We start from the raw sequence: 20,339 nt of genomic DNA on the forward strand, positions 1-20,339 counted from the left end.
CATGATCGACGCGGGGATGTAGCTCAGTTGGATAGAGTACCTGGCTACGAACCAGTTGGTCGGGAGTTCGAATCTTCCCATCCCCGCCATTGTCTATAAAGGCTGCTAGTTTTTTTAACTAGCAGCCTTTTTTTATTCCCTCTTCTTCATCCCCGTTCTTTCCTTTACACTTTCTGATCTATCTATCATCCCCTGCATTGCGCAATGTACCACCCAATTTATCAGTCCCCCCTCGCACACATCACATACAAAAAAAGACCTGACAATTGCCAGGTCCTTTTAAAAACATAAAAAACGGTGTGCTTAAATTCGAATATTGTGGGCACCTAAATGCATCGTTTGATCCGCCATCCCAAGGGATTGATCATCACTATCCAGTTGCTTTTTCCAATATTCCGCCGCACCCAAAATATCTGAAAGTGCCTCTTCAATGTCGGCAATTTCTTCAAAAGGTAACTCGAATACTCTATGCAAACAGAGCTGCAACGTAGACTCATCAATAGACAGCGTTGCCCCGCCTGTATATGCCCACATGTAATTAGCCTTCAACACTTGAAAAAAAAGATCAGTATCGTCTTCAGAAACGCAACCAAGATAACAAGCGACTACGAGCAATTTTTCTTCTTCTAGTAAAGAAAACGCGACATGAATGTCTTGAATAACACAACCTGCCTGCAAAGTATCATCAAGGGTAAGGTCTGCCTGTATAATATCACCGACAGAATTCAATACGTCTTGTGTATGTTCTACGATCATAAAAAACTCCCAACGTTAACTGATCTACGACAACCTAAGCCGACTCTCTATTTAAACGCTCAGAAACATTCACTAGATCACGAATAATCAGTACAGAATCTAAATTAGAATTTGGAGCAGTTCGTTCAAGAACGTCCAAAATATTAAGCCCGACTCCATCAGCCAACGTGCTGATTCCCCCAAGTAACTCCATACACACACCAGCCTCAGCATCAGTCTTCGCCATTGTTAAAGTATCCCCGACCGTTTTACTGAACTCGAGCATCTGCGGTGTTTGCAGCAGATCAACTATGTCCTTTCGTTGTTCATCGCTAAGAGTTTGTAGTTCTTTGCTAAGAGACTGCGCAAGCGGTCCCTCGCTATCATCTTCAACTTCCTGATCGTCCGGCAAGACATTAGTTAAACGAGTAAGCAACACAGCAAATTTCTGAACAAAATTAGCGGTAGGAGTGGCACCCTGCGGAAGAGAAAGGCTATGCTTGCAAAGTGCGCGAGTTAACCCCTCAATTGAAGTCGAACGACTCTCATCCACATTTGTAAGCTCTGCATTAGTAAAAACAATTTCATCACCTACACGAAGCGAAATATTATCATAACGAAGCTTCATAGTATCGCTGAACTGCTGAAGTTGTTCCTTACAGTCACTCACTATCTGCGAATCCAGCCCCAGTCTCTGGGCAATGCGAGAAAGAGCCGCCTGCGCATTTTGGCAATTACGCATCATACGAGCCACACCAAGGCCGGAGTTACTGCCAGCAGGATTGCCTTCATTCAAGATATTTGCGAATTCTGGATCTACCTTTTTAAAATCGGCAATCAAATTGGTAAAACCCTTTTTAATATCGGTACTTACTCGTTCCTTTCTTGAGCCGCCTTCCTTCGGTCTGAAAATTGTCGTTTTAATATGACGAAGGAAATGTCCGATATCAGCCCATTTAAACCTTCTGCTTGCTGCTTCCACACCAGAATTTCTTCCGAACAGCTTTGACAACGCAGCACCATGCGGTTCCATTTTTAAGAACACCCTGTCTTTTCCATCAGGCGTATCCGCAGGCATAGCCCCATATAACAACGTGCCTTTAGCAAAAGGTAACTCCATGTCTATTCCACGGTGCGTATTACCAGCCGCTTGATACTCTTTTATATGTGTTGAAGCGCGGATATACCCTTCAGGATTTCTATCCAAAAAATTTTTCAGTCGACCACCCTGATCTTCGAGAACAAAAGCTCCTTCTGAAAATGTAACAGACTTCTGCTGTGCACGTACTGACAAAAAAGTCATCAGATCACGAACTGCATCCTTATCTGAAGTAACCTGCTCTCCACTCATAATGGATTGATACAACTGTGCGCCATTGTTAATGCGAGGTTGAAGCGTATCCGCAAGGGCATTGTGCATTATAATTCTACCGTCAGCAGGATCATGGAACCTTTCATTACCCAACATTTTTTTGATCACACGCGTGAGGCTGTGTATCTCTTTTGAGGTCAGGGTACTTGCGCTCACCACAGCAGAACTGTTATCCGGTGGCACACTCACCGCAAGATGCATTGGCTTATACTGAGAAAGTTTTTCTTTCAGCGGAGACTGTTTTTGAGCACGCAACTTCGACAAATCTGCCCGAGGAACTTCCTGACGTCCTGCAGCACGAACTACGTCTGGACGCACAGCGCTTACGCCGCTCCCGGATTGTTGAACATCTTGCGCATTCGAGACATTAATTGTGTCATTCCTTACGGGCCGCGAAACTAAGTTAGCTCCAATATTTCCTACAGGTGGCATTACGTACGCTCCTTACTTCTAAAAAAATTACTGCATACAACTTCCAGATGCACACAATGTACCAAAAAAAAACGCTTTATTTTCAAGAACGAAAAGCCTCCACAAATCCTTCAATACGAACTTTGTTGGCAAATTGACAAAAAAATTAGCACCAACAATCCGCAAATACCATCAGAGCAACGCTTATCATAAACCACCCATCTCAAACTGACGTAGAAAGCTATCCTCAACCCCCTGCCTTGCATATTTTTTTCTAAAACTTCTTGACGAACCCCCTTCACAGGCATATACATCTTTCCGCGCTGAGAAATCAGACAACACTGCGGGGATGTAGCTCAGTTGGATAGAGTACCTGGCTACGAACCAGTTGGTCGGGAGTTCGAATCTTCCCATCCCCGCCATTGCTAATACAGGCTGCTAGTTTTTTACTGGCAGCCTTTTTTTATGCCTGCTAAATACTCAGCGCCCCTCTCCAACCTCCCAAGCCTAACTTTTTCTCATAAAGCTACTTTCCACACCATTCCATACGTTCGATTTAAGGGAATAAAAAAAATAAATCGACTTACACCCTACATAGAAGCACTTTTTTTGCCATACGCCGCATTATCGCCTTTAAATTAAAAATCAAAAATTTTGAGATACTAAATGAACTTTTTACGTTCTTATTTCTGTTCTCATCACATTCCTCCTTCCAGCTCGGGTGCTAATGTCATGAGTGCTCCCCCCTGCTCAACCTAAAAAGCTCACTTTTGAAAAGCAGGTCCAATTCATGACAGGAAAGAATTACACAGCGAATCGCTCACATCATTATCGCTGGCAGGTAATCATTACGTTAAGAAGGACTCCACGGCATACTGAACGCGAAATGCATATCACCTTGAGGGCAGCAACACGCCACTGCTCCAGAATTTAAAAAACTTACCTAGTTTTTTTCATAAAGTTCTTGACGATCACGGCGTACAGACATATACCTCTTTTCGCGCTGAGGGAATCAGCACGACACTGCGGGGATGTAGCTCAGTTGGATAGAGTACCTGGCTACGAACCAGTTGGTCGGGAGTTCGAATCTTCCCATCCCCGCCATTGCTAATACAGGCTGCTAGTTTTACTGGCAGCCTTTTTTTATGGAATTTTGATTTTTTCCACAGAACATTACTTGCCTCATCCCCCCCTTCAACATTCTATCGACCCCATACCCAACTGAAACTACATACAAAAAGCCCCTTGCGGAAAACTCCACAAGGGGCTCATCTTTTCTAATTAGCTGATACCTACCGTTGCTCAGTATAACTCATGACCTGCAACAGCACAGTTGCCACAGCAGAAATCAGAATGCCGAACATGATTGAATACGACAACGCATTGCCGTTCACTACATAATCGAGAATAGCAACACATGCCGGACTCAAGTAGATGTAGGCAGTAACATTGTTTGGAGTCAGCGTGATTGATGCTTTCTGAAACAGATACGAAGTAACAAGTGTTGTGCCGATGGCAAGGTACAACATGCTTGCGTAATCACCAGCAGTCAGCAGATTCCACTGCAACGGAATACCAAACACCAGTGCTGCAATCGCCATCCAGATTGTTCCGCCCAGCAGTGTACAACATGTAAGCACAGCGACACTGTCCTGCCTGTACAGAAGCTTAAGTGTAATCGTATACCCGCACATGGAAAAGACACCCAACATGAAAAGCATGTCACCGGAGTTGAGGGAAAGACTTTGGAGCGCATCCAAGCTCCCTTTAAAAACAACCCATACGGTGCCTAACACTCCTAACAAATAGACCAAGGTACGCTTCAAACCCACCCGTTGTTTCAAAAACACTGCACTCAGCAATGCGGTAATAAACGGAGTAAGTGTAGAGATAGTGCCCGTGTTCAGCACGGTTGTTGTCAGCAGCGCTCCGAACAAACAAACAAAATAGGTACAGTAAAAGAAACTGATAATGAATGACCGTGGAAATACCGAAGGAATTTGCCTGCGATAGCGCGGAGTCAACAACACTGCCGGCACTAAACAGGCACTTGCTATGACAAAGCGGAGCAGGTTCAGCGAGACGGGGTGCACCTGCCCTGTCACATTTTCAGATGCGATGAATGATCCTGCAATCAAAAAAGTTGCAAACAGAATCAGGCCATGAGCCTTAAGGATTTCCATAGATTGATTCCTTCGATTTGTGTTGTGACAGCACATAGTGAGTTCTGTTTTTTGTGCACAAAAAAAGGCTACTCAAAAGAGCAGCCTTTTTACAAACAAATCTGAGACTATAAGCCTTCAGGGCGAACGCGATCCCAGTTGTGGATGCTTTCGAGGTAACGGATAGAACCACTGTGACCTTTAATAACCATGGAGTGGGTCACTGCGCCGGTACCGGTGTACTGTACGCCGCGAAGGAAGGTGCCACCGGAAATACCGGTTGCTGCGAAGTATACTTCGTCGCTGCGAACGAGAGTATTAACAGTGTGGATTTCGCGAAGGTCGATACCTGCTTCGAGGATCGCTTCTTTTTCCACGTAAGACTGAGGGTCAAGACGAGCGAAGATCTGGCCGCCTACACCTTTGATTGCGCAAGCTGCGATTACGCCTTCAGGTGTACCGCCGGTACCCATCATTACGTCTACTTCACTGCGCGGATCAACTGCCATCAGTGCGCCTGCAACGTCACCGTCTGTGTGCAGCTGAATACGTGCGCCTGCTTCACGAATCTTAGCAATAAGATGTTCGTGACGTGGCTTATCCAAAACAAATACTACGAGGTCGTCAACGTCTTTGCCGAGAGCTTTCGCAATGTTGTTCAGGTTTTCTTTAACTGGAGCATCGATGTCTACAACATCTTTTGCTGCTGGTGGAACAACAAGCTTCTGCATGTAGTAGCTTGGACCAGGGTTGTACATGGTACCTGCTGGAGCAGTACCTACAACAGAAATAGCGTTAGGACGACCGTATGCAAGAAGGTTGGTGCCTTCAACAGGGTCCACCGCAACGTCAACCTGCGGTCCTTTACCTCTGCCGAGTTTTTCACCATTGAAGAGCATAGGCGCTTCATCTTTTTCACCCTCGCCAATAATAACCTGACCGCTGAGGTACAAGTTATTGAAGGCATAACGCATTGCATCAACGGCTGCACCGTCGCCCTCGTTCTTCTGTCCCTTGCCGAGCCAGCGGCCGGATGCCAATGCTGCTGCCTCTGTAACGCGAACAAGGTCTAAAGCAAGGTTTCTGTGGGCGGCTTCCATCGGGTCTCCTCCAAAATATAAGTTGCTGATACACATAAAAATATGTGTGGCAGATTATTAGCAAAGCCTGTGAAACATCACAGAGCTTCTGAACTGCAAAAAATAAAAACCAACGCAGCGTGCCTGCGGTCAACGGTCTGCCAGCGGTTTGTTTACCCTAGGTAGCACGCACCTTCAAGCTTAAACCGCGGAATAAAAAAAGGGAGACCACTTCAATGTGGTCTCCCGGTTCTATACTATTAACCAACCCTAAATGCCAGTAGGGTTTTTGTGAATATTACTGCTTTTTTGTGTCTTTTGCGTCAGGGGTGTCAACAAGCTTATCAGCTGGCGCTTCATCTTTCTTTTCTTCTACCTGCTTTGCAACGTCGCCTTCCTGCTCTTCAACCTTTTTTTCCGCCTCAATAGCTTCATCAGCCACTTTTTCTGCTTCTGACTCTACGTTCTTTTCCTCATCTGAAGCTAACGCAGGGGATTCAAAAGTTACTTTCTCTTTGTTCATAATAGCAACAATTTCATCAGTTGCGTCTACAGACTTATCGTAGCTCAATGCCTGCTCGATAGGGATAACAAGCGATACATTGTTTTCTTTGCGGTACTGTTCAAGCACTTTCTGGAATAAATCGTTTAGCTTGGAAACAACCATCTGCTGCTCAGCAGAAACACGCTCCTGAATTTTAGCAACTTCCGCCTGAAGCTCGCTCACCACATTAGGATTCTGACCTTTTGTTTCCGCAGCTTCTTTTTGCAAATCTTTAAACTGCTGCTGAACTTCAGCACTTACTTTTTCCAAATAGGCCATGCCGTCTTTACCCGGCTGACAATCCTGAAAAACCTTTGCAGGGTCTACTACAGCAACTTTTGGAGAGGCATCACCCTTCATTTCCTGCTGACAGCCAACAAGAGCTAAACAACATACAGCAACACACAACAATACTAACTTTTTCATCGATATCTCCAAGTGTTATTGAAGCCTCATATTCTTTCGTGATCAACACAATCAGGCACCAGTTTCAGAAGGTGCTAAGAAAATAAAGCAAATTACGGTTTTTCCCAAGGATTAATTACAATATTGCGGCTGGTTATCGAAAAAATAACAGCCTATAATAGGTAAGGACATTTTTTACTCTGAAAAGATATATGCCTCTAGTTTCTTCAAATACTCTTCTACAGTATATTTACGGATTCTCTTAAGTTCCTGCCCCTTAACATCGCATCGAACAAGAGACCGTTTGAAGGTCTTCAGCAGATACAAATGCGGTACCGAGTCAGCTTTCTTTAACTTCTTACCATCCATTGAGATGGTGTAATGCAAATCAAAATCAGCTGTAATTCTGTTCTGCCCCTCTTCCTGCGTAACGGTAACAATCTGCTTATCACCCCAGTAGACACCGTCTTCTGCCACACGCAATGCAGTGCGCTTTGCAGGAAGCTGTTGTCGCAGCATCTGTTCAATGTACTTTTTATCAAGAGTAGTCACGACTTCTGCATGGAACGGTTCAACTCGTTTGAACTTTACTGACCAGTTATTGAAGTACCGGTACTCCTTGGTAAAGAGCGAAAGCATTTCTCTGTCCTGTTCCTCAACAGATGGCGGCCACATGCATTCCTTGCGATATCTGTTAAGCACACGCTTTGGTGTTTCACTTCCAGATTCCGTAACCATGTCGTTTGCAGAACAGCGTACTTCATACACACCCTTGGTTGCATCATGTATATATTGGAGTGTGAAAAAATATGTTGTTCGTGTATAATCAACAGCAACACCGTTTTTATACAACCATTGAATAAGCGTAACCGCAGCGTTTGTGTCACCAGCCCAGCTTACGTTTAATTCTTTAAAGATAGCGTATTCGTTATACCGATGTACCATACCACTGCGTAGAGCTTTCCAGTCCATCATGGAAACAAAAGCGTCTTGAAGGTGCTTTTTTGTTACAGGCGTTTTATCTTTATAGGCATCCAAAGAAAGCAAAGTGGTTACACGCGGTTCTGCAAAAAGCTCTCTATACATTACTGGCTTCTGTATAGCTGAATCTGTCTGAGCCACAGAGTCTGTGGCATTCACGCTGCAAAGAAAAAGAACTAAAAAAAACAGGCTGAGTATATTCTTCATCATATATAGTCCTATGATCTACTTATGTAAAAGAGAACGACACACGTTTACTGCGCTTTAACAAACTCTTTGGTCAAAGCGAGTATCACCCATTCATCAAGAGCTAGTCTGTGACGAATCTCTTTCAGCCCTACTTCTTCTGGTAATTTTACATTACTCAAAAAGGTTACGCCTTCGATCGTATCTATCAGCTGAACTAACAACTTGCCGTCAAAAAAGACTCCCCGCGGAGTAACAATAGCGCTTTCCCGCTCATCTGCCATGTATCGCATAAAATCAACGCGAATTTTTTCCGGATCACCGGAAACCGCTTCGCTGAACGAAACCGTGTTCATCTTCTGGTAGAAAACGACATTCTCGTTTTCATCCATAATATCCTGCATGGTGTTTCCCAGTGCCATCCGCACAGCGATGTCGTGTTTCCCCCACGGAGACGGGACAATATTTGTAAGATTGCACTTTGACGGCACATAGACGTCATCAGGAACATACTTGTAGTATCCGGCTGATGCAGTCTCCGTAACAATGCTGTTAGAGGTAAGACGCACTTCATAGTCTTTCTTTTCTGCGTCATGGTTCATCTCTACAGAGGCAGTATACGTACGCAACAGCCATTCAAGTTCTTCACCATTTTTACGCAGTGACTTTTTCACCTGAATTTGAAGTGTAGATACATCATGCCAACGCACACTAGGGTGAGTAAACGTATACAAGTCATCTTCTTCAGCCACTCTACTCATACTATTAAGTTTAACTTCCAAAACTCTTATAAGTGAATCTTGTATGTGCTGCTCAGTCACTGAAGTGTTGTCACAGAACACATCTGCTATACGTACTACATATATTTTTGATGCTTCATCAGAAATACGTGTAGTTACAGGAAGTGATGTTGTTGTTTTTTGATGTACTGCGCTACACCCTGTCCACAAGAACATGAGCATAACAAAAAGGAGAATATTACATTTGCGCATACATTCCTCTATGAAACAATAAGCTAAGGTTATAAGAACTGGTTCAACATCATAAAAAAAAACGAGCGTCAATATATTTGCAATAAGCACTTACCCTTATGACACTCAAAACAGTACGTACGACATAAAAAAAGGGCGAAGTTATACACTTCACCCTTTTATAAACTTATATTGTACACTGCTAGGAATTCCCCCGAATACCAAACAGTACCTTGCGGCTACGAAGAAGAGCCTGCCCGCTGAAGGCAAAACAGCTCTACTCAGCTAAAAATCGCTCAACCTCGCGGTTCATGGTTTCAAAATCTTTCGGCTTAACCCAGATGATTTCTTTATCCTTTCTGAACCAAGTAAGCTGACGTTTAGCGTAAGCGCGGGTGTTTTTCAACCAAAGCGCTTTGCAGTCATCCAGAGACAGCTCGCCCTTAATATACTGGTACAGCTCTGCGCAACCTATACCTGACCACCCGAAGGAAGTCGGATCACCGTTATACTTGAGTGCTTCGCGTGCTTCTTCAATGGCTCCTGCTTCGATCATAAGATCAATGCGCTTGCCAAGCAACGGAGTCAGCTCATCCAGCGTTACGTCGATACCAAGACGAATTCCGCGAAACGGAGTCGGCGTCATTGGCTGAGCGTGCCACCATGTGAATGTTTTGCCTGTGGCTCTGTATACAGCGAGTGCACGGCAGATACGCTGACGATCATTCGCATGAATTTTTGCAGCGTAATCCGGATCAATCTTGGTGAGATCTTCATGCAACGGTGCGGAGCCGCGTTCTGCCATTTCCGCTTCCACCTCGTCTGTGTATGACTGGTCGATTCGCGGAATCTGCGCCAGACCATCCAGCAAGGCTTTCAGGTAGAATCCTGTTCCCCCAACAAGCACCGGCAGCAATCCTTCAGCACGGGTTTGATGAATGGCTTCTGTTGCCATATCCATAAACTTACCGGCATCAATCTTGTCTTCGGTCTTCAAAAAGCCGTAGAGCTTGTGCGGGCACATCTGCTGTTCTTCTGCTGTCGGCTGTGCAGTAATGATGGGAAAATCGCGGTACACCTGACGGGAATCCAAATTAACCACGCCGCCGTTAAAAGTGCGACATAGGTTAAAGGATGCAGCAGTCTTACCTGCTCCCGTAGGGCCTACCAGACAGACAATAGGAATTTTTTTAGACATATATTTAGTTCAGCGGGTACGGGTACCCGTATTTTTCGCGAAGCTTACGGTAAACGTTATCCGGAACAAGCCCTTTGATATCGCCGCCGAGCTTACCTGCTGCTTTAATGATGGTTGAGCTGATGTACAGCCACTGGTAATCCGTCATTAAAAAGACAGTCTGGATATGCTTTTTGAGCTTACGGTTCATCAATGCAAGCTGGAACTCGTATTCAAAGTCAGAAACAGCTCGCAGACCGCGTAGGATAACGTGCGCACCGCGGCGTTCTGCATATTCCACAAGCAAACCGGAGAATGGTTCTACCGTCACCTGCGGAGTGTCCTTAAAGACTTCTTCCGCCATTGCCACGCGCTCTGTAATTGAAAACAGTGGTGACTTCGGGGTGTCGTTAGCCACCGCAACAATTACACGGTCAAAAATCTCGCAGCCGCGTTTGATAAGACTCACATGCCCCATGGTCATAGGGTCAAATGTGCCGGGGTAAACGGCTACTCGCTCTCCTCTGTTGTCCATAGCAGAATCCTTGTCTGGCCATATGCTTTGTTGGCAATGAGTTCGAGTTCTGGATGATCAGCTTCCGGTGGCAGATCCAGCTTCGCTTCTACCTCGGCACAAATAATGCCGCCTTCTGCAAGCCAACCATTTTTCAACACCGCTTTCATGGCAGGAGTCAAAAAGTTTTTGCCGTACGGCGGATCAATAAAAATTACATCAAACGGCTCTGCTGCGCGACGGGAGATGATCTTGAATAAGTCTTCCGCCATCACTCTGTAACGGTTGGATGGAATACCGATTTTCTGCGCGTTTTCGTTAATCAGTTTAGCAGCGGTTTTGTTCATTTCAACAAACCATGCTTCTTCTGCACCGCGGCTTAAGGCTTCAAATGCAAGAGAGCCACTGCCTGCAAAAAGATCAAGAATTCGGCACTCCGGCCAGTATACGCCACGTGCTTCCAGCATAGAAAAAACAGCCTGACGCACTTTAGACGTTGCCGGGCGATACCCCGGTGCACTTGTAGTTTTGAGTACCCTACCGCGATACTCACCTGCGATAATGCGCATAACTATATAATATCCTTACACTACCCTAAAATTTAACCAGAAGGGTGTATTTACTTTTCATTTCATACCATATTATAAACAACAATTGCGTACCGATACTGAACCGGTTGCGCGTATTCACGTAGACTACACGTTGCTAAAACAATTTCCAAGTCTGACGAATGCCTATTCCCCAGACCTACTACGGAGCTACTAATGAACACAGCAAAGCAATATGTAATCGATTCTCTCTCTATGAAAGAGTCATGGAGACTCTTCCGCATCATGTCTGAGATTGTTGATGGAATCGAAAACTTAAGCGAGTTGACAAACTGCGTATCCATTTTCGGATCATCACGCACCCCGTCAGACCACCCTATGTATCAGGAAGCCGAAGAAATTGCACGACTCCTTTCTGAGTCAGGATTCGGCGTTATCACTGGTGGCGGCCCCGGCATTATGGAAGCGGGAAACAAAGGTGCGCAGGAAGCAGACGGCACCTCTGTCGGTCTGTGCATCCATCTTCCTATGGAGCAGGGCTCCAATCCATTTATAGATATTGAATGCAATTTCAAGTACTTTTTTGTGCGCAAACTTATGTTCATCAAATACTCCATGGCATACGTAGTAATGCCAGGTGGGTTCGGCACCTTGGATGAACTTTCCGAAGCATTTGTTCTGCGTCAGACAAACAAGATCAAGCCGTTCCCTATTGTTCTGTACAAGAGCGAATTCTGGGACGGTCTGCTGGACTGGACACGCAAGCAGATGGTTTCTTCCGGCTACATTACAGAGGAAGAAGTAGACGCTATGGTTGTGCTTGATACCCCGCAGGAAGTGGTAGACTACATCATAAAATATGCACCGGACGTCTAAGGAAATCGAATGACGACCAGACGCGAATTAGAGCATTGTTACGACGCCCTGACCGCCCTGCCCCAAGGCTGGGAGAGCTGGGACGACTTAATGCGCATAGCCATGGAAGAAGCACAGAAAGCCGAAGCCATTGGTGAAGTACCTGTAGGCGCTGTTCTTGTGGCACCGGATGGAACCATTGTGGCCAAAGACTACAATAAAACCATTACCAGCAACGACCCCACAGCGCATGCAGAGATTCTGGCCATGCGTAAGGCAGGCGAGCAGCTACAGAACTACCGTATAGAAGACTTGGTACTAGTAGTAACACTGGAACCCTGCCTCATGTGCAGTGGTGCTATGGTTCACGCCCGCATCAGAGGCGTAGTATACGGCGCACCGGACCTTAAAACCGGCGCACTGGATTCACAGCTCAACAGCTTTGATCTGCCATTACACAACCATGCAATCTGGCATAAATCCGGAGTGTTGCAAGAAGAATGCAGCACCATGCTTTCCGCTTTCTTCAAAAAACGCAGAAAAGAGATAAAAGCTGCTAAGAAAAGCCAGAAAACACAGAGCACATCGTAACAATTTGCTTTTCTACCGCTAACAACTTGCAATGCCGTATAAAATTGCATAAAAAAATTCAACGGAGAGGTAGCGAAGTCCGGCCGTAACGCACACGACTCGAAATCGTGCTTGGGCTTAACCGTCCAACGAGGGTTCGAATCCCTCTCTCTCCGCCATAACACACCATGAATAAAGGGTTTCATCCAATCGGATGAAGCCCTTATTTTATATGCGGCGGTAACGAAATGCGAAAATATATGCGCTCCCACTTTGATACTTCAAAAAAAAGCAAGGAAGCGGGAGCGGAGAAGTAATTTTCATTCTGAAGCTGAGTCTTTTTGAACGGTTAAAATGGGCTATAAGATCCTCCTTATAATTCTCAAATAAGCCCCCTGCCTAGGCGCAAGCCATTTGGCTGAATGTTGCCTTTTGATTTTATCTTACAAAAAGCCCCAGAACATGTTGTTCATGGGGCTTATCTATTTTCTACAACGCATGATCAAAAAGGATAAAATGGTTGACCGTACCTGCATTTCATAGTTCAACGGCGCGACCTCAATGTTGTATACGATTGAGGAATTTTTTACGGGAGAGAGCCGTTGATTGAGAGAGTATTACAGCGAATTGCGCCAAACCTGACAGATAATCAAAAAGGCGTGTGCTTAGCGCTTGTTTCTACGGCAGTGATTTTGTGTGTTGCCATCGTGGTACGCATTGTCAGTGATCGTATCCATGTGTTTCAGATTGTATTTTTCAGACAGATTGTTCTTATTGCGTTATTGCTTCCGGCAATATGTCGCAATGCGAAGACGTTGCGGCAGTCAAAGAATCTAGTTCAGCATGCTTTTCGTGTTATCGGAGCATTTAGTGGGCACTGCTTAGCATTCCTTACGGTAAGCCACCTTCCTTTAGCAGAAGCAACTGCACTGAGCTTTACAAACATTTTGTTTGTGGCTGTGCTTTCGACTGTAATGCTAGGTGAGCACGTCGGCTGGAGCAGGCGATTGACTATCGCCATAGGATTCACAGGCGTTGTACTTGTTGTACAACCTTCATTTGACAATCTAACGCTGACCTACACGCTAACAGGACTTGCCGGTGCCTTTGGCGCCGCGGTTGCTGCCGTATGTATCAAATGGATTTCACGTACAGAACCAGTATTGTCATTGATGGCGTATCAAGCTGTGTTTGTAGGGCTGCTCGCCTTTATACCGACCTTGTTTGTGTGGCAGTGGCCTACAATGGAAGAGCTGCTCTTGCTGCTTCTTATTGGCGGGTTAGCATCTCTGGGACAATGGATTTCTATGACTGCCTTTAGTCTTGGTGAAGCTAATATTGTTACCAACGTGCAGTACATAAAAATTGTGTACTCTATGGTCTTGGGCTATCTGATCTTTTCTGAAATACCTAACAACTTAGCCATACTGGGCGCTACGGTTATTCTTTGCAGCGGCATAATCCCTGTTGTCCGAAACAGAATGAAAAAACAGCGCGCTCAGCAGGCTGCTTCCTTGTAATTGAATAGAAGATAATCAAAAAAATATTTCTCCCCAAAAAAGCCCCAGAACATGTTGTTCATGGGGCTTCTTCTTTTTTGCGGCACCTGACTTAATGGCTTGACCAAGGCAGGGGGCTTCATATTTGCTATCTACTTTCTATTCTTTAATCCGTTCGCAATTGCAAAAAAGCTCGAAGGCGGGAGTGGAGGAGTGTTTTTTATGCTGGGGTGGAGTTTTTATGCTGCTTCTGCACTTTTCTTTTCATCTTCTGACTCAGCTGATGCTTTTGCTTTCTGCTGTGTATTTCTCACCAAAATTGTATACCAAAAACCAACAAGCCACTCTAATAAAGCCACACGTAATTCTTCACCAACGTCTTCGCCATATTCCTCTGCGGTTATTTTTACTAAATATTCAAGCCCGCCATTGAGCAACTCAGTTGGTCCAAATTCTTGTTGTAGCCCATTCAAATGTTTGTACACTACTTTATTGTCGAGACGTTCTAAAAATGCACGAATAGACGATGGGCGAGGGTCTAATTTCATTCTTTCAAAAACCCTCTTCACCCCCTCAGCTTTTGCAATTAACTCATCAGTTCTCTCGATATCAATTTCGACACCTTTTTTAAGCTTTTTTAATTCCTTATTTAATTTTACTGCAACTGCCTTAAACTCTTTTGAATTAGAAAGTACAATCTCAATACAATCTTTTACAGAGAGCATAATCTCATTTCGTAATTGAACCTTCTTCACTGGCGGTGCGGAATTAGCCTCATCAATCAACTCGTTAATTCCTTCCATATGAACTCGCATATTCCCTAAACTATCCTCTACAAGAATCAGTTCTGTTAATAAGCCAGTCATTCCTTCAATCGCTGCTAGTTCTGAGACATCCGTTTGCTGCCGTCCATTAAGTAAAGAAAATTTCGAAAAAGTAACACAATCAGTACCTACCCATTTTTCGATTGAAAGGCAGAATACATTAACTGTCGTGCTAAACTGAGCTCCAAGACGATACGTTGAAGCTAATAAAGTGCTTTTAGCTTTCTCTTCAGCTTCTCGCTTTCGTTGATACCATAAGACTCCAAAACCTGAAGCAAGAGTTGCGATCACAGGTAAGTTTTCTCCTAAGTCCTTTAAAATGGAAAACTCAGCCAAAATCCCCTTTATCTCTGAGTAGTGCTCCACACAAAGAATGCTAAATACGGCACCAACGACGAGAAACAGTGTTTTTGGGTTTGATTTATCCATAAAATCTCCAAGTGATTTTTCTTGTTATTTCCAGACATTACTCTCCTGAAAAATCTGAGTCAAACTACAACGTCCTAGAACTACAAATGAAGCCCCCTACCAAGACAGGGGGCTTCTTATTTCCATTCAAGTTATCTTTCTATCCTGTAATCCGTTCTTCCATTCCGTCAAAGTAGGCTGCGGCATCGTCTACGGCGTTTTCCATACTGTTTAGAATAAAGACCAGTTCCAGATACTTTCCGACGAATTCTTCATGCATGAGGTTAAGAGAGCGGGCAATGTTGTGGAGATTCTTTACGTGATCTGTTTGTTCTACAGGCATGACTCATGCTGCCACCCTCCGCTCTACCCCACTATCTATGTGGTCCGCGAGTTGAATGAGCTTGTCTGTAATGTAGTCCAGAGCAACGCTGCTTTCTGTTGTAGAAGTGTCTTTGCGGATCTATTGGAGCGTTGCAGCTGCGTCGCGCAGCTCGTCCATGCTTGGAAGCATTCCTTGGGATAGTTCGTGATTTGGCATTAGTAAGTAAAGATGCATCCAAGCGCAAAATGCACCTATCCTATGGACAAAGGATCTTGGTCATTGGACACAAAAAACACTTCTTACGGGAGCGGAATGGCCGCCTGTGTGAACAAAAAAGGTAGGTTTTGAGAGCGTCTAGGGGAAAAATGGATATGAGTTTGGTGGGTTGTCAACTGGGGGAAGGTAAAGACTCATTAAATTTTGATATCAATTCAAGCTTATTAAAAGCATCATCTCTAACTTCGTTAATCAGACGGTAATACTCTGCCTCTAAATCAAGATCGCGTTTATAGTCTTTACCTTTCGCTGAAAGCACGCTCTCTCTTAAAACCTGCTGACGAACTTTTTCAAGGAAAAACAAAAGATTACGATGCGAACCATTTTCATTATCTAATAAACAAACTAGTTGATAGTGAGAACGTCTCAATTTTTGTTTAGCACTGTCTACATCTTTTGACGCATTTAATATTTCTGGCTGGTTGTATCCATCTTTAGAAACAATCACCTTAATTCTTATATTTGCATCACGAAATAGATCAAGAGCTGCAAGATACTCTGCAATACTCTTCTGAAACTCCAACTGCCACCACTTATAATACTCAACAGCAACAGTTTGCTGTTCAATCTTCTGCTCTGCCTCATACTTCTCTTTTAAGCTCGCATTTGATGAATAAACAATAAATGCTGAAAGCAAGACTGAAATCATACTGACAACAGTCGCACCGTTTTCTTTAAACCACCCTTCCCTCATCTTACTATCCTCCTAAAAAATAAGCCTCTTCTTATGACAGAAGAGGCTTTGAGGCAATCTTGAAACCTTGAGCGTTACCCTGTAGTCTCCCGAAATACAAAGGAGAATGAACGGATGCTTTTACGGTTCATTAAGAAATATTTAGGCACCACAATCATTACAATACTTTTTATTGCAGTTGGCTGCATACTCTTTCGTTTAGCTGATAACATCGACCAATTTCTCAGCATGGCAAATGCAACTGCAACCTCCATTCTGTCATTAATAGCCGTTTTTGGGATCAATAGTTGGAAAAATGAATACAAAAACAAACAGCGCATTGAGACAGCAATAAATTTCGCCGACGAAGCTTATAAGGCGCTTGCTGTTATTAAAGACTCAACTCAACAACTACAGCAATGCGAAACACCTTCAACTTCAAGTTTGGGGCACGCAGAAAAGGTAAGTGTTAATCTTAAGAACAGGTTAGCAAATAATATTGAGTTCATTGACAACATTTCATTCAAACGGTTTCGTTATAAAATACATCTCGACACCGATGCTTATAATATCTGCTGTGAAATCCCAATACTTGTTAGAAACATTAAATATTATGCCAATGAATATGTTCATTATACTAACGAGCTAATTAATCTTCCAAAAAATGAAGATGTAGAAGGTACTTTTATCAATGGTAAATCGTGGCTTGACGAAGTTGAACAACAACGAAATGAATACAGAAAAGAAATAGAAAAATGCTGGCAATGGATGAGCCTCAGGCGTAACTCTATTGTCAAAACTAAGATTGAGACCCTTCAAGAACGAATAGATAAAATCCTCGAAGCAAATTCTTTATAAGACAACCTAACGCCTTTCCGGTTTTTGCCTACACTACAACTTAAGTTCAACTCTCAATAATTAATTATTATCTATCAAATCATATCTTTACAACTAGGAAAAACTAACCTAAAAGCTTTTTCTATTCGCAAAAAGCGAAGCCATAATTTGGGAAAACCCCAGGGCTCAAAGAGTTCAAAAAGGTAATTACACACATCGGTAATTGCCTTTTTTTTCCTAAAATTATCTTACTAAGGTTACGGCAAAAGCATCTATTTGCTCCTCAACCGTTGAAGAACAACCCTTACCTTTGGAGAGAATATGTCTGACACCACCAACACTGAAATGTCTGGTACACAAAAGTTTATCTTGGAGCTTGCTAACCTCTTGTTAGAGAAAGGGTTAAAGGCAGGCTTCGCTTATGGCTCATATCTCCTGTTAAATAAAATGCTAGACCAAGGGCGATCTGTCTCCGCAGAGGCCTCTAACTCGTCTTGCAAGCTATCTTGCGGCACACCAACAATTCAACCAACTGCATAAAGTAATAAAAAAAGCCAAGCCCTAAGCTTGGCTTTTTCTTTATCCTACCCCCTAATCCCATCAACTCTTCCTCTACATTCCCCACCCTCTCCCCCATGCCCTGCTATCGTTCCGCTTTGATGCGGTGCACTTTTGGCAGATCCGGAGACTGGATGTGTATAGTTTGAAAGCACTATTAAAGCGTCGCGTACTTCCTTCCAGACAGTCAGCATTTCATCCAATAGAGAGACACCGCCACTGCCGCTGCTACCAGAGGTTGAGCCTATTTTTATCTTGGTACGGAGATTGTGAACAGGGTGCCTGCGGTGTGGGTTGTGGTGGATTTTGAGGTTGCGGTTAGCGAGCCTTCTACGGTCTGGGTTGCGTTGCCGTTAATCTGCTGAGTGGCCATTGCCGCCGACTGTGTTCTTGTGTGAACCTTTAATGTTGGCTGTACGGCTGCCCTTCACTTGTTTTGATGGTCTTTGCCCACGGCTTCGCACTTATTGTCTGCCACTACACAGCGCAGATCACGCGCGGTGATCATTTTTAGACTATCCACGGCTGCTATATTTGCGCGCCCGCCTGCTATACACAACCATGCCGGACTCCATGCCCACACCTACCGGAACAGGCAACGGCACAGCCTCGTAAACAGGGAATACGTTGTCCCGCTCCCTTCCGGTGTAAGAATCTCCACCTCTACAGCATACCGCGGTCTGAATCGCTCACTTATGCCGCCATTCTCCGGCGCATCGCACACTTTTACCACCCGCGCATACCAGTCTAAATGCAGCCCCGCTGCCAGCTCTTGAAAGGTTCGGAGAATTATTCTCTTTATAAGCTCGCTCAATGCTTATTCCATTTGTAGTAATATCTTAAAGAAGTTGATATATTCATCACATACTCCATTTTACAACCTCCTTTAAGAAAGAGGGCTTAAAGATTCTCCCCAGAATTCTTTAAGTCCTTTTTTCCTTTTATCCCCCTTCTTAACCAAACCTTACCCCTTACCACCGTATAAACCTTACTCGCTTCTTTTGAACAACATAGCGGTTCAAAAGAAAATGAGGGTGGAGAGCTGAACTCCCTACTATCCCCTATCCACATCCAGCTCTCCCCCCTTCTTAATCAACTCACCACCATCTCATGACCACATTACTGCAAGCTGATTACACGCTGCACGTTATGCAGCGCACAGCGCAGAAATTGCTGGAAGCACCTTTGTTCCTGCTCGAACGGCGTTTCAAACGAACGCCAGCCGTCATTAGGGTCTTGATAACAATCTGCTACATTCCCATGCAACATTCGCATAAGAGCTGAAATCTCCTACAAATCAGTTACGATATCAGCCTTAGACTGGCATGCTTGAGCCTGAATCATAAGAAATCTCCTTCTCCTAGTTCTTCGAATTAGGCTTTACCAAATAAAAAAGTCGGGAGCTTCGAAAGTGCGATCAAGTGCGCCCTGCGAAATTGCGACCGAGACAGTTCACACTTCTACAAAGCAAGCTCCTGTGCGCACATATTAGAGCCAAACATATTTTACGCTGCCTAATTTCAGGACCGAACCTGTTTTCTTTAATCAAATACAGACGATTGAAGTTAAAACATGGAAGGAGTTAAAGGAAAATTCTGAATTGTCCCTTGAATGGCAGAAATAAAATGTTTAGACATTAGAAATCGCGCGCGGACCAGTCCTCTGCGCGATTTCTGCACAACTTACAAAAAAGGCACAAGCTGCACACTGGTGCCTATTACGTTTCACTGCTAATTAATGAGGGTACTATGAAGAAGTTATTCTTTTTATTTATTCTTTTTCTTTGCTTTTCCGTAACGCTCCCGAGCGTTCCAACAGACTCGCATAACACAGCAATTTTTTCCATGGTCCAACAAGCCTACGCTGAAGAAAAGAGTACCTGGGAGAATTTGGGGAAATCAATGCGCAACATGATGGATGAAGGCACGGAAGCAGCGAAAGATGCTGGAGAAGCCATTAAGTCCGGACTGAACAAGGCTAAAAAAGATGTCAAAGAAGGTGTCAGAGACTTTAAAAAGGGGTGGAATGAGCAAGCTGGCGAAGGTCAAGAGTCCGCTCAGCCACCTTCCACTTACGAGTCACATACACTATAGTTTGAACCAACAAGATGATCCTGCGCACAACATTGTGGCAGGATCATTTTTTTAGTTCATGTTCCATATATTCCATCCGTCTCAAATCTGAAGATTGCATACCTCCATACTTCGATTTCCACTTGTAGTAGGTCGCACCTGATATTCCATGGAAACAGCAATTGTCTTTGCCTTTGCTGCTTGCTTCGCCTTCCATCAAAATCACACTAATCTTAGTTTCAGTGTAGATGTATCCTGACTGCGTTATGCCAAAAAACTCTATTTTTGATGTGTGTCTTTTTAAGGGAAGCTTACAATTTCTGATGAACAAGAAAACATAAGCCATTTAGCAAATTC

Annotated in this window: 21 protein-coding genes, 4 tRNA genes and 1 pseudogene; 10 read left to right on the plus strand and 16 right to left on the minus strand. The window is 44.0% G+C overall.

Annotated features, from left to right (window positions below):
* Positions 1-12: 12 nt before the first annotated feature.
* Positions 13-89: transfer RNA gene (locus BUR09_RS11280), tRNA-Arg, on the plus strand.
* Between the two features lie 214 nt (positions 90-303).
* Here BUR09_RS11280 and BUR09_RS11285 read toward each other — a convergent pair.
* Both BUR09_RS11285 and BUR09_RS11290 read right to left on the minus strand, forming a co-directional pair.
* Entirely contained in the window at positions 304-756 is a 453-nt protein-coding gene (locus tag BUR09_RS11285) for a type III secretion system chaperone (RefSeq protein ID WP_074217060.1), read from the minus strand.
* Positions 757-790: 34 nt separating this feature from the next.
* Positions 791-2,539, minus strand: coding sequence for a hypothetical protein (locus tag BUR09_RS11290; protein ID WP_074217061.1), 1,749 nt, complete (start codon positions 2,537-2,539; stop codon positions 791-793).
* 324 nt (positions 2,540-2,863) lie between these two features.
* Between BUR09_RS11290 and BUR09_RS11295 the strand changes: the two genes are divergently transcribed.
* Together BUR09_RS11295 and BUR09_RS11300 are read left to right on the plus strand one after the other, a co-directional pair.
* Positions 2,864-2,940 (plus strand) — tRNA-Arg (locus BUR09_RS11295).
* Between the two features lie 605 nt (positions 2,941-3,545).
* Positions 3,546-3,622 (plus strand) — tRNA-Arg (locus BUR09_RS11300).
* Positions 3,623-3,810: 188 nt separating this feature from the next.
* Here the strand turns inward: BUR09_RS11300 and BUR09_RS11305 are convergent.
* The 8 genes from BUR09_RS11305 to rsmD form a co-directional block, all read right to left on the minus strand.
* On the minus strand, positions 3,811-4,701 hold the full coding sequence (locus BUR09_RS11305) for a DMT family transporter (RefSeq protein WP_074217062.1): 891 nt from the start codon (positions 4,699-4,701) through the stop codon (positions 3,811-3,813).
* 107 nt (positions 4,702-4,808) lie between these two features.
* Positions 4,809-5,780 carry a class II fructose-bisphosphatase gene (gene glpX / locus BUR09_RS11310; protein ID WP_074217063.1) on the minus strand — a complete coding sequence of 324 codons (972 nt, stop codon included), beginning with the start codon at positions 5,778-5,780 and terminating at the stop codon, positions 4,809-4,811.
* A gap of 277 nt (positions 5,781-6,057) precedes the next feature.
* On the minus strand, positions 6,058-6,729 hold the full coding sequence (locus tag BUR09_RS11315; RefSeq protein WP_074217064.1) for an OmpH family outer membrane protein: 672 nt from the start codon (positions 6,727-6,729) through the stop codon (positions 6,058-6,060).
* Positions 6,730-6,903: 174 nt separating this feature from the next.
* Positions 6,904-7,899 (minus strand): hypothetical protein, encoded by a 996-nt coding sequence (locus BUR09_RS11320; RefSeq protein WP_074217065.1) that lies wholly within the window; start codon positions 7,897-7,899, stop codon positions 6,904-6,906.
* 44 nt (positions 7,900-7,943) lie between these two features.
* Positions 7,944-8,867, minus strand: a complete 924-nt coding sequence (locus BUR09_RS11325) for a hypothetical protein (RefSeq protein ID WP_074217066.1) — start codon at positions 8,865-8,867, stop codon at positions 7,944-7,946.
* A gap of 256 nt (positions 8,868-9,123) precedes the next feature.
* Complete coding sequence (gene miaA / locus BUR09_RS11330; protein ID WP_074217067.1) at positions 9,124-10,044, minus strand: tRNA (adenosine(37)-N6)-dimethylallyltransferase MiaA; 921 nt, start codon at positions 10,042-10,044, stop codon at positions 9,124-9,126.
* Positions 10,045-10,048: 4 nt separating this feature from the next.
* On the minus strand, positions 10,049-10,558 hold the full coding sequence (coaD, locus tag BUR09_RS11335) for a pantetheine-phosphate adenylyltransferase (protein ID WP_074217068.1): 510 nt from the start codon (positions 10,556-10,558) through the stop codon (positions 10,049-10,051).
* Positions 10,534-11,106 carry a 16S rRNA (guanine(966)-N(2))-methyltransferase RsmD gene (gene rsmD, locus BUR09_RS11340; protein WP_074217069.1) on the minus strand — a complete coding sequence of 191 codons (573 nt, stop codon included), beginning with the start codon at positions 11,104-11,106 and terminating at the stop codon, positions 10,534-10,536. The genes coaD and rsmD overlap by 25 nt, the downstream gene beginning before the upstream one ends.
* 195 nt (positions 11,107-11,301) lie before the next feature.
* Between rsmD and BUR09_RS11345 the strand changes: the two genes are divergently transcribed.
* From BUR09_RS11345 to BUR09_RS11360, 4 genes are all read left to right on the plus strand, one after another.
* Positions 11,302-11,961: an LOG family protein gene (locus BUR09_RS11345; RefSeq protein ID WP_074217070.1), complete on the plus strand. Its 660-nt coding sequence runs from the start codon at positions 11,302-11,304 to the stop codon at positions 11,959-11,961.
* A 9-nt stretch (positions 11,962-11,970) separates the two neighbouring features.
* The gene (tadA, locus tag BUR09_RS11350) at positions 11,971-12,531 is read left to right on the plus strand and encodes a tRNA adenosine(34) deaminase TadA (protein WP_084539455.1); all 561 of its coding nucleotides are present in this window, start codon (positions 11,971-11,973) and stop codon (positions 12,529-12,531) included.
* A 63-nt stretch (positions 12,532-12,594) separates the two neighbouring features.
* Positions 12,595-12,689 (plus strand) — tRNA-Ser (locus BUR09_RS11355).
* A gap of 423 nt (positions 12,690-13,112) precedes the next feature.
* Positions 13,113-14,030, plus strand: a complete 918-nt coding sequence (locus tag BUR09_RS11360) for a DMT family transporter (RefSeq protein ID WP_217694183.1) — start codon at positions 13,113-13,115, stop codon at positions 14,028-14,030.
* A 218-nt stretch (positions 14,031-14,248) separates the two neighbouring features.
* Here the strand turns inward: BUR09_RS11360 and BUR09_RS11365 are convergent, their stop codons facing one another.
* From BUR09_RS11365 to BUR09_RS11375, 3 genes are all read right to left on the minus strand, one after another.
* Positions 14,249-15,262 (minus strand): hypothetical protein, encoded by a 1,014-nt coding sequence (locus tag BUR09_RS11365; protein ID WP_074217071.1) that lies wholly within the window; start codon positions 15,260-15,262, stop codon positions 14,249-14,251.
* Between the two features lie 139 nt (positions 15,263-15,401).
* Positions 15,402-15,584 carry a hypothetical protein gene (locus BUR09_RS11370; protein WP_074217072.1) on the minus strand — a complete coding sequence of 61 codons (183 nt, stop codon included), beginning with the start codon at positions 15,582-15,584 and terminating at the stop codon, positions 15,402-15,404.
* A 370-nt stretch (positions 15,585-15,954) separates the two neighbouring features.
* Positions 15,955-16,536, minus strand: coding sequence for a hypothetical protein (locus tag BUR09_RS11375; protein ID WP_074217073.1), 582 nt, complete (start codon positions 16,534-16,536; stop codon positions 15,955-15,957).
* Positions 16,537-16,650: 114 nt separating this feature from the next.
* Here BUR09_RS11375 and BUR09_RS11380 point away from each other — a divergent pair, with 114 nt between their 5' ends.
* Complete coding sequence (locus tag BUR09_RS11380; RefSeq protein WP_074217074.1) at positions 16,651-17,373, plus strand: hypothetical protein; 723 nt, start codon at positions 16,651-16,653, stop codon at positions 17,371-17,373.
* A 300-nt stretch (positions 17,374-17,673) separates the two neighbouring features.
* Positions 17,674-17,892, plus strand: coding sequence for a hypothetical protein (locus BUR09_RS11385; protein ID WP_074217075.1), 219 nt, complete (start codon positions 17,674-17,676; stop codon positions 17,890-17,892).
* Between the two features lie 268 nt (positions 17,893-18,160).
* Here BUR09_RS11385 and BUR09_RS17140 read toward each other — a convergent pair whose 3' ends face one another.
* On the minus strand, positions 18,161-18,283 hold the full coding sequence (locus BUR09_RS17140; protein ID WP_281248146.1) for a hypothetical protein: 123 nt from the start codon (positions 18,281-18,283) through the stop codon (positions 18,161-18,163).
* A gap of 746 nt (positions 18,284-19,029) precedes the next feature.
* Complete coding sequence (locus tag BUR09_RS16880; RefSeq protein WP_175566026.1) at positions 19,030-19,185, minus strand: hypothetical protein; 156 nt, start codon at positions 19,183-19,185, stop codon at positions 19,030-19,032.
* A gap of 473 nt (positions 19,186-19,658) precedes the next feature.
* Between BUR09_RS16880 and BUR09_RS11390 the strand changes: the two genes are divergently transcribed.
* Positions 19,659-20,003, plus strand: coding sequence for a hypothetical protein (locus BUR09_RS11390; protein WP_074217076.1), 345 nt, complete (start codon positions 19,659-19,661; stop codon positions 20,001-20,003).
* Positions 20,004-20,055: 52 nt separating this feature from the next.
* Here BUR09_RS11390 and BUR09_RS16885 read toward each other — a convergent pair.
* Positions 20,056-20,232: pseudogene (locus tag BUR09_RS16885) on the minus strand (transposase); the annotation flags it as partial.
* Positions 20,233-20,339 lie beyond the last annotated feature (107 nt).

The organism is Halodesulfovibrio marinisediminis DSM 17456 (assembly GCF_900129975.1).
In the GTDB taxonomy this organism is placed as follows: Bacteria; Desulfobacterota; Desulfovibrionia; order Desulfovibrionales; family Desulfovibrionaceae; genus Halodesulfovibrio; species Halodesulfovibrio marinisediminis.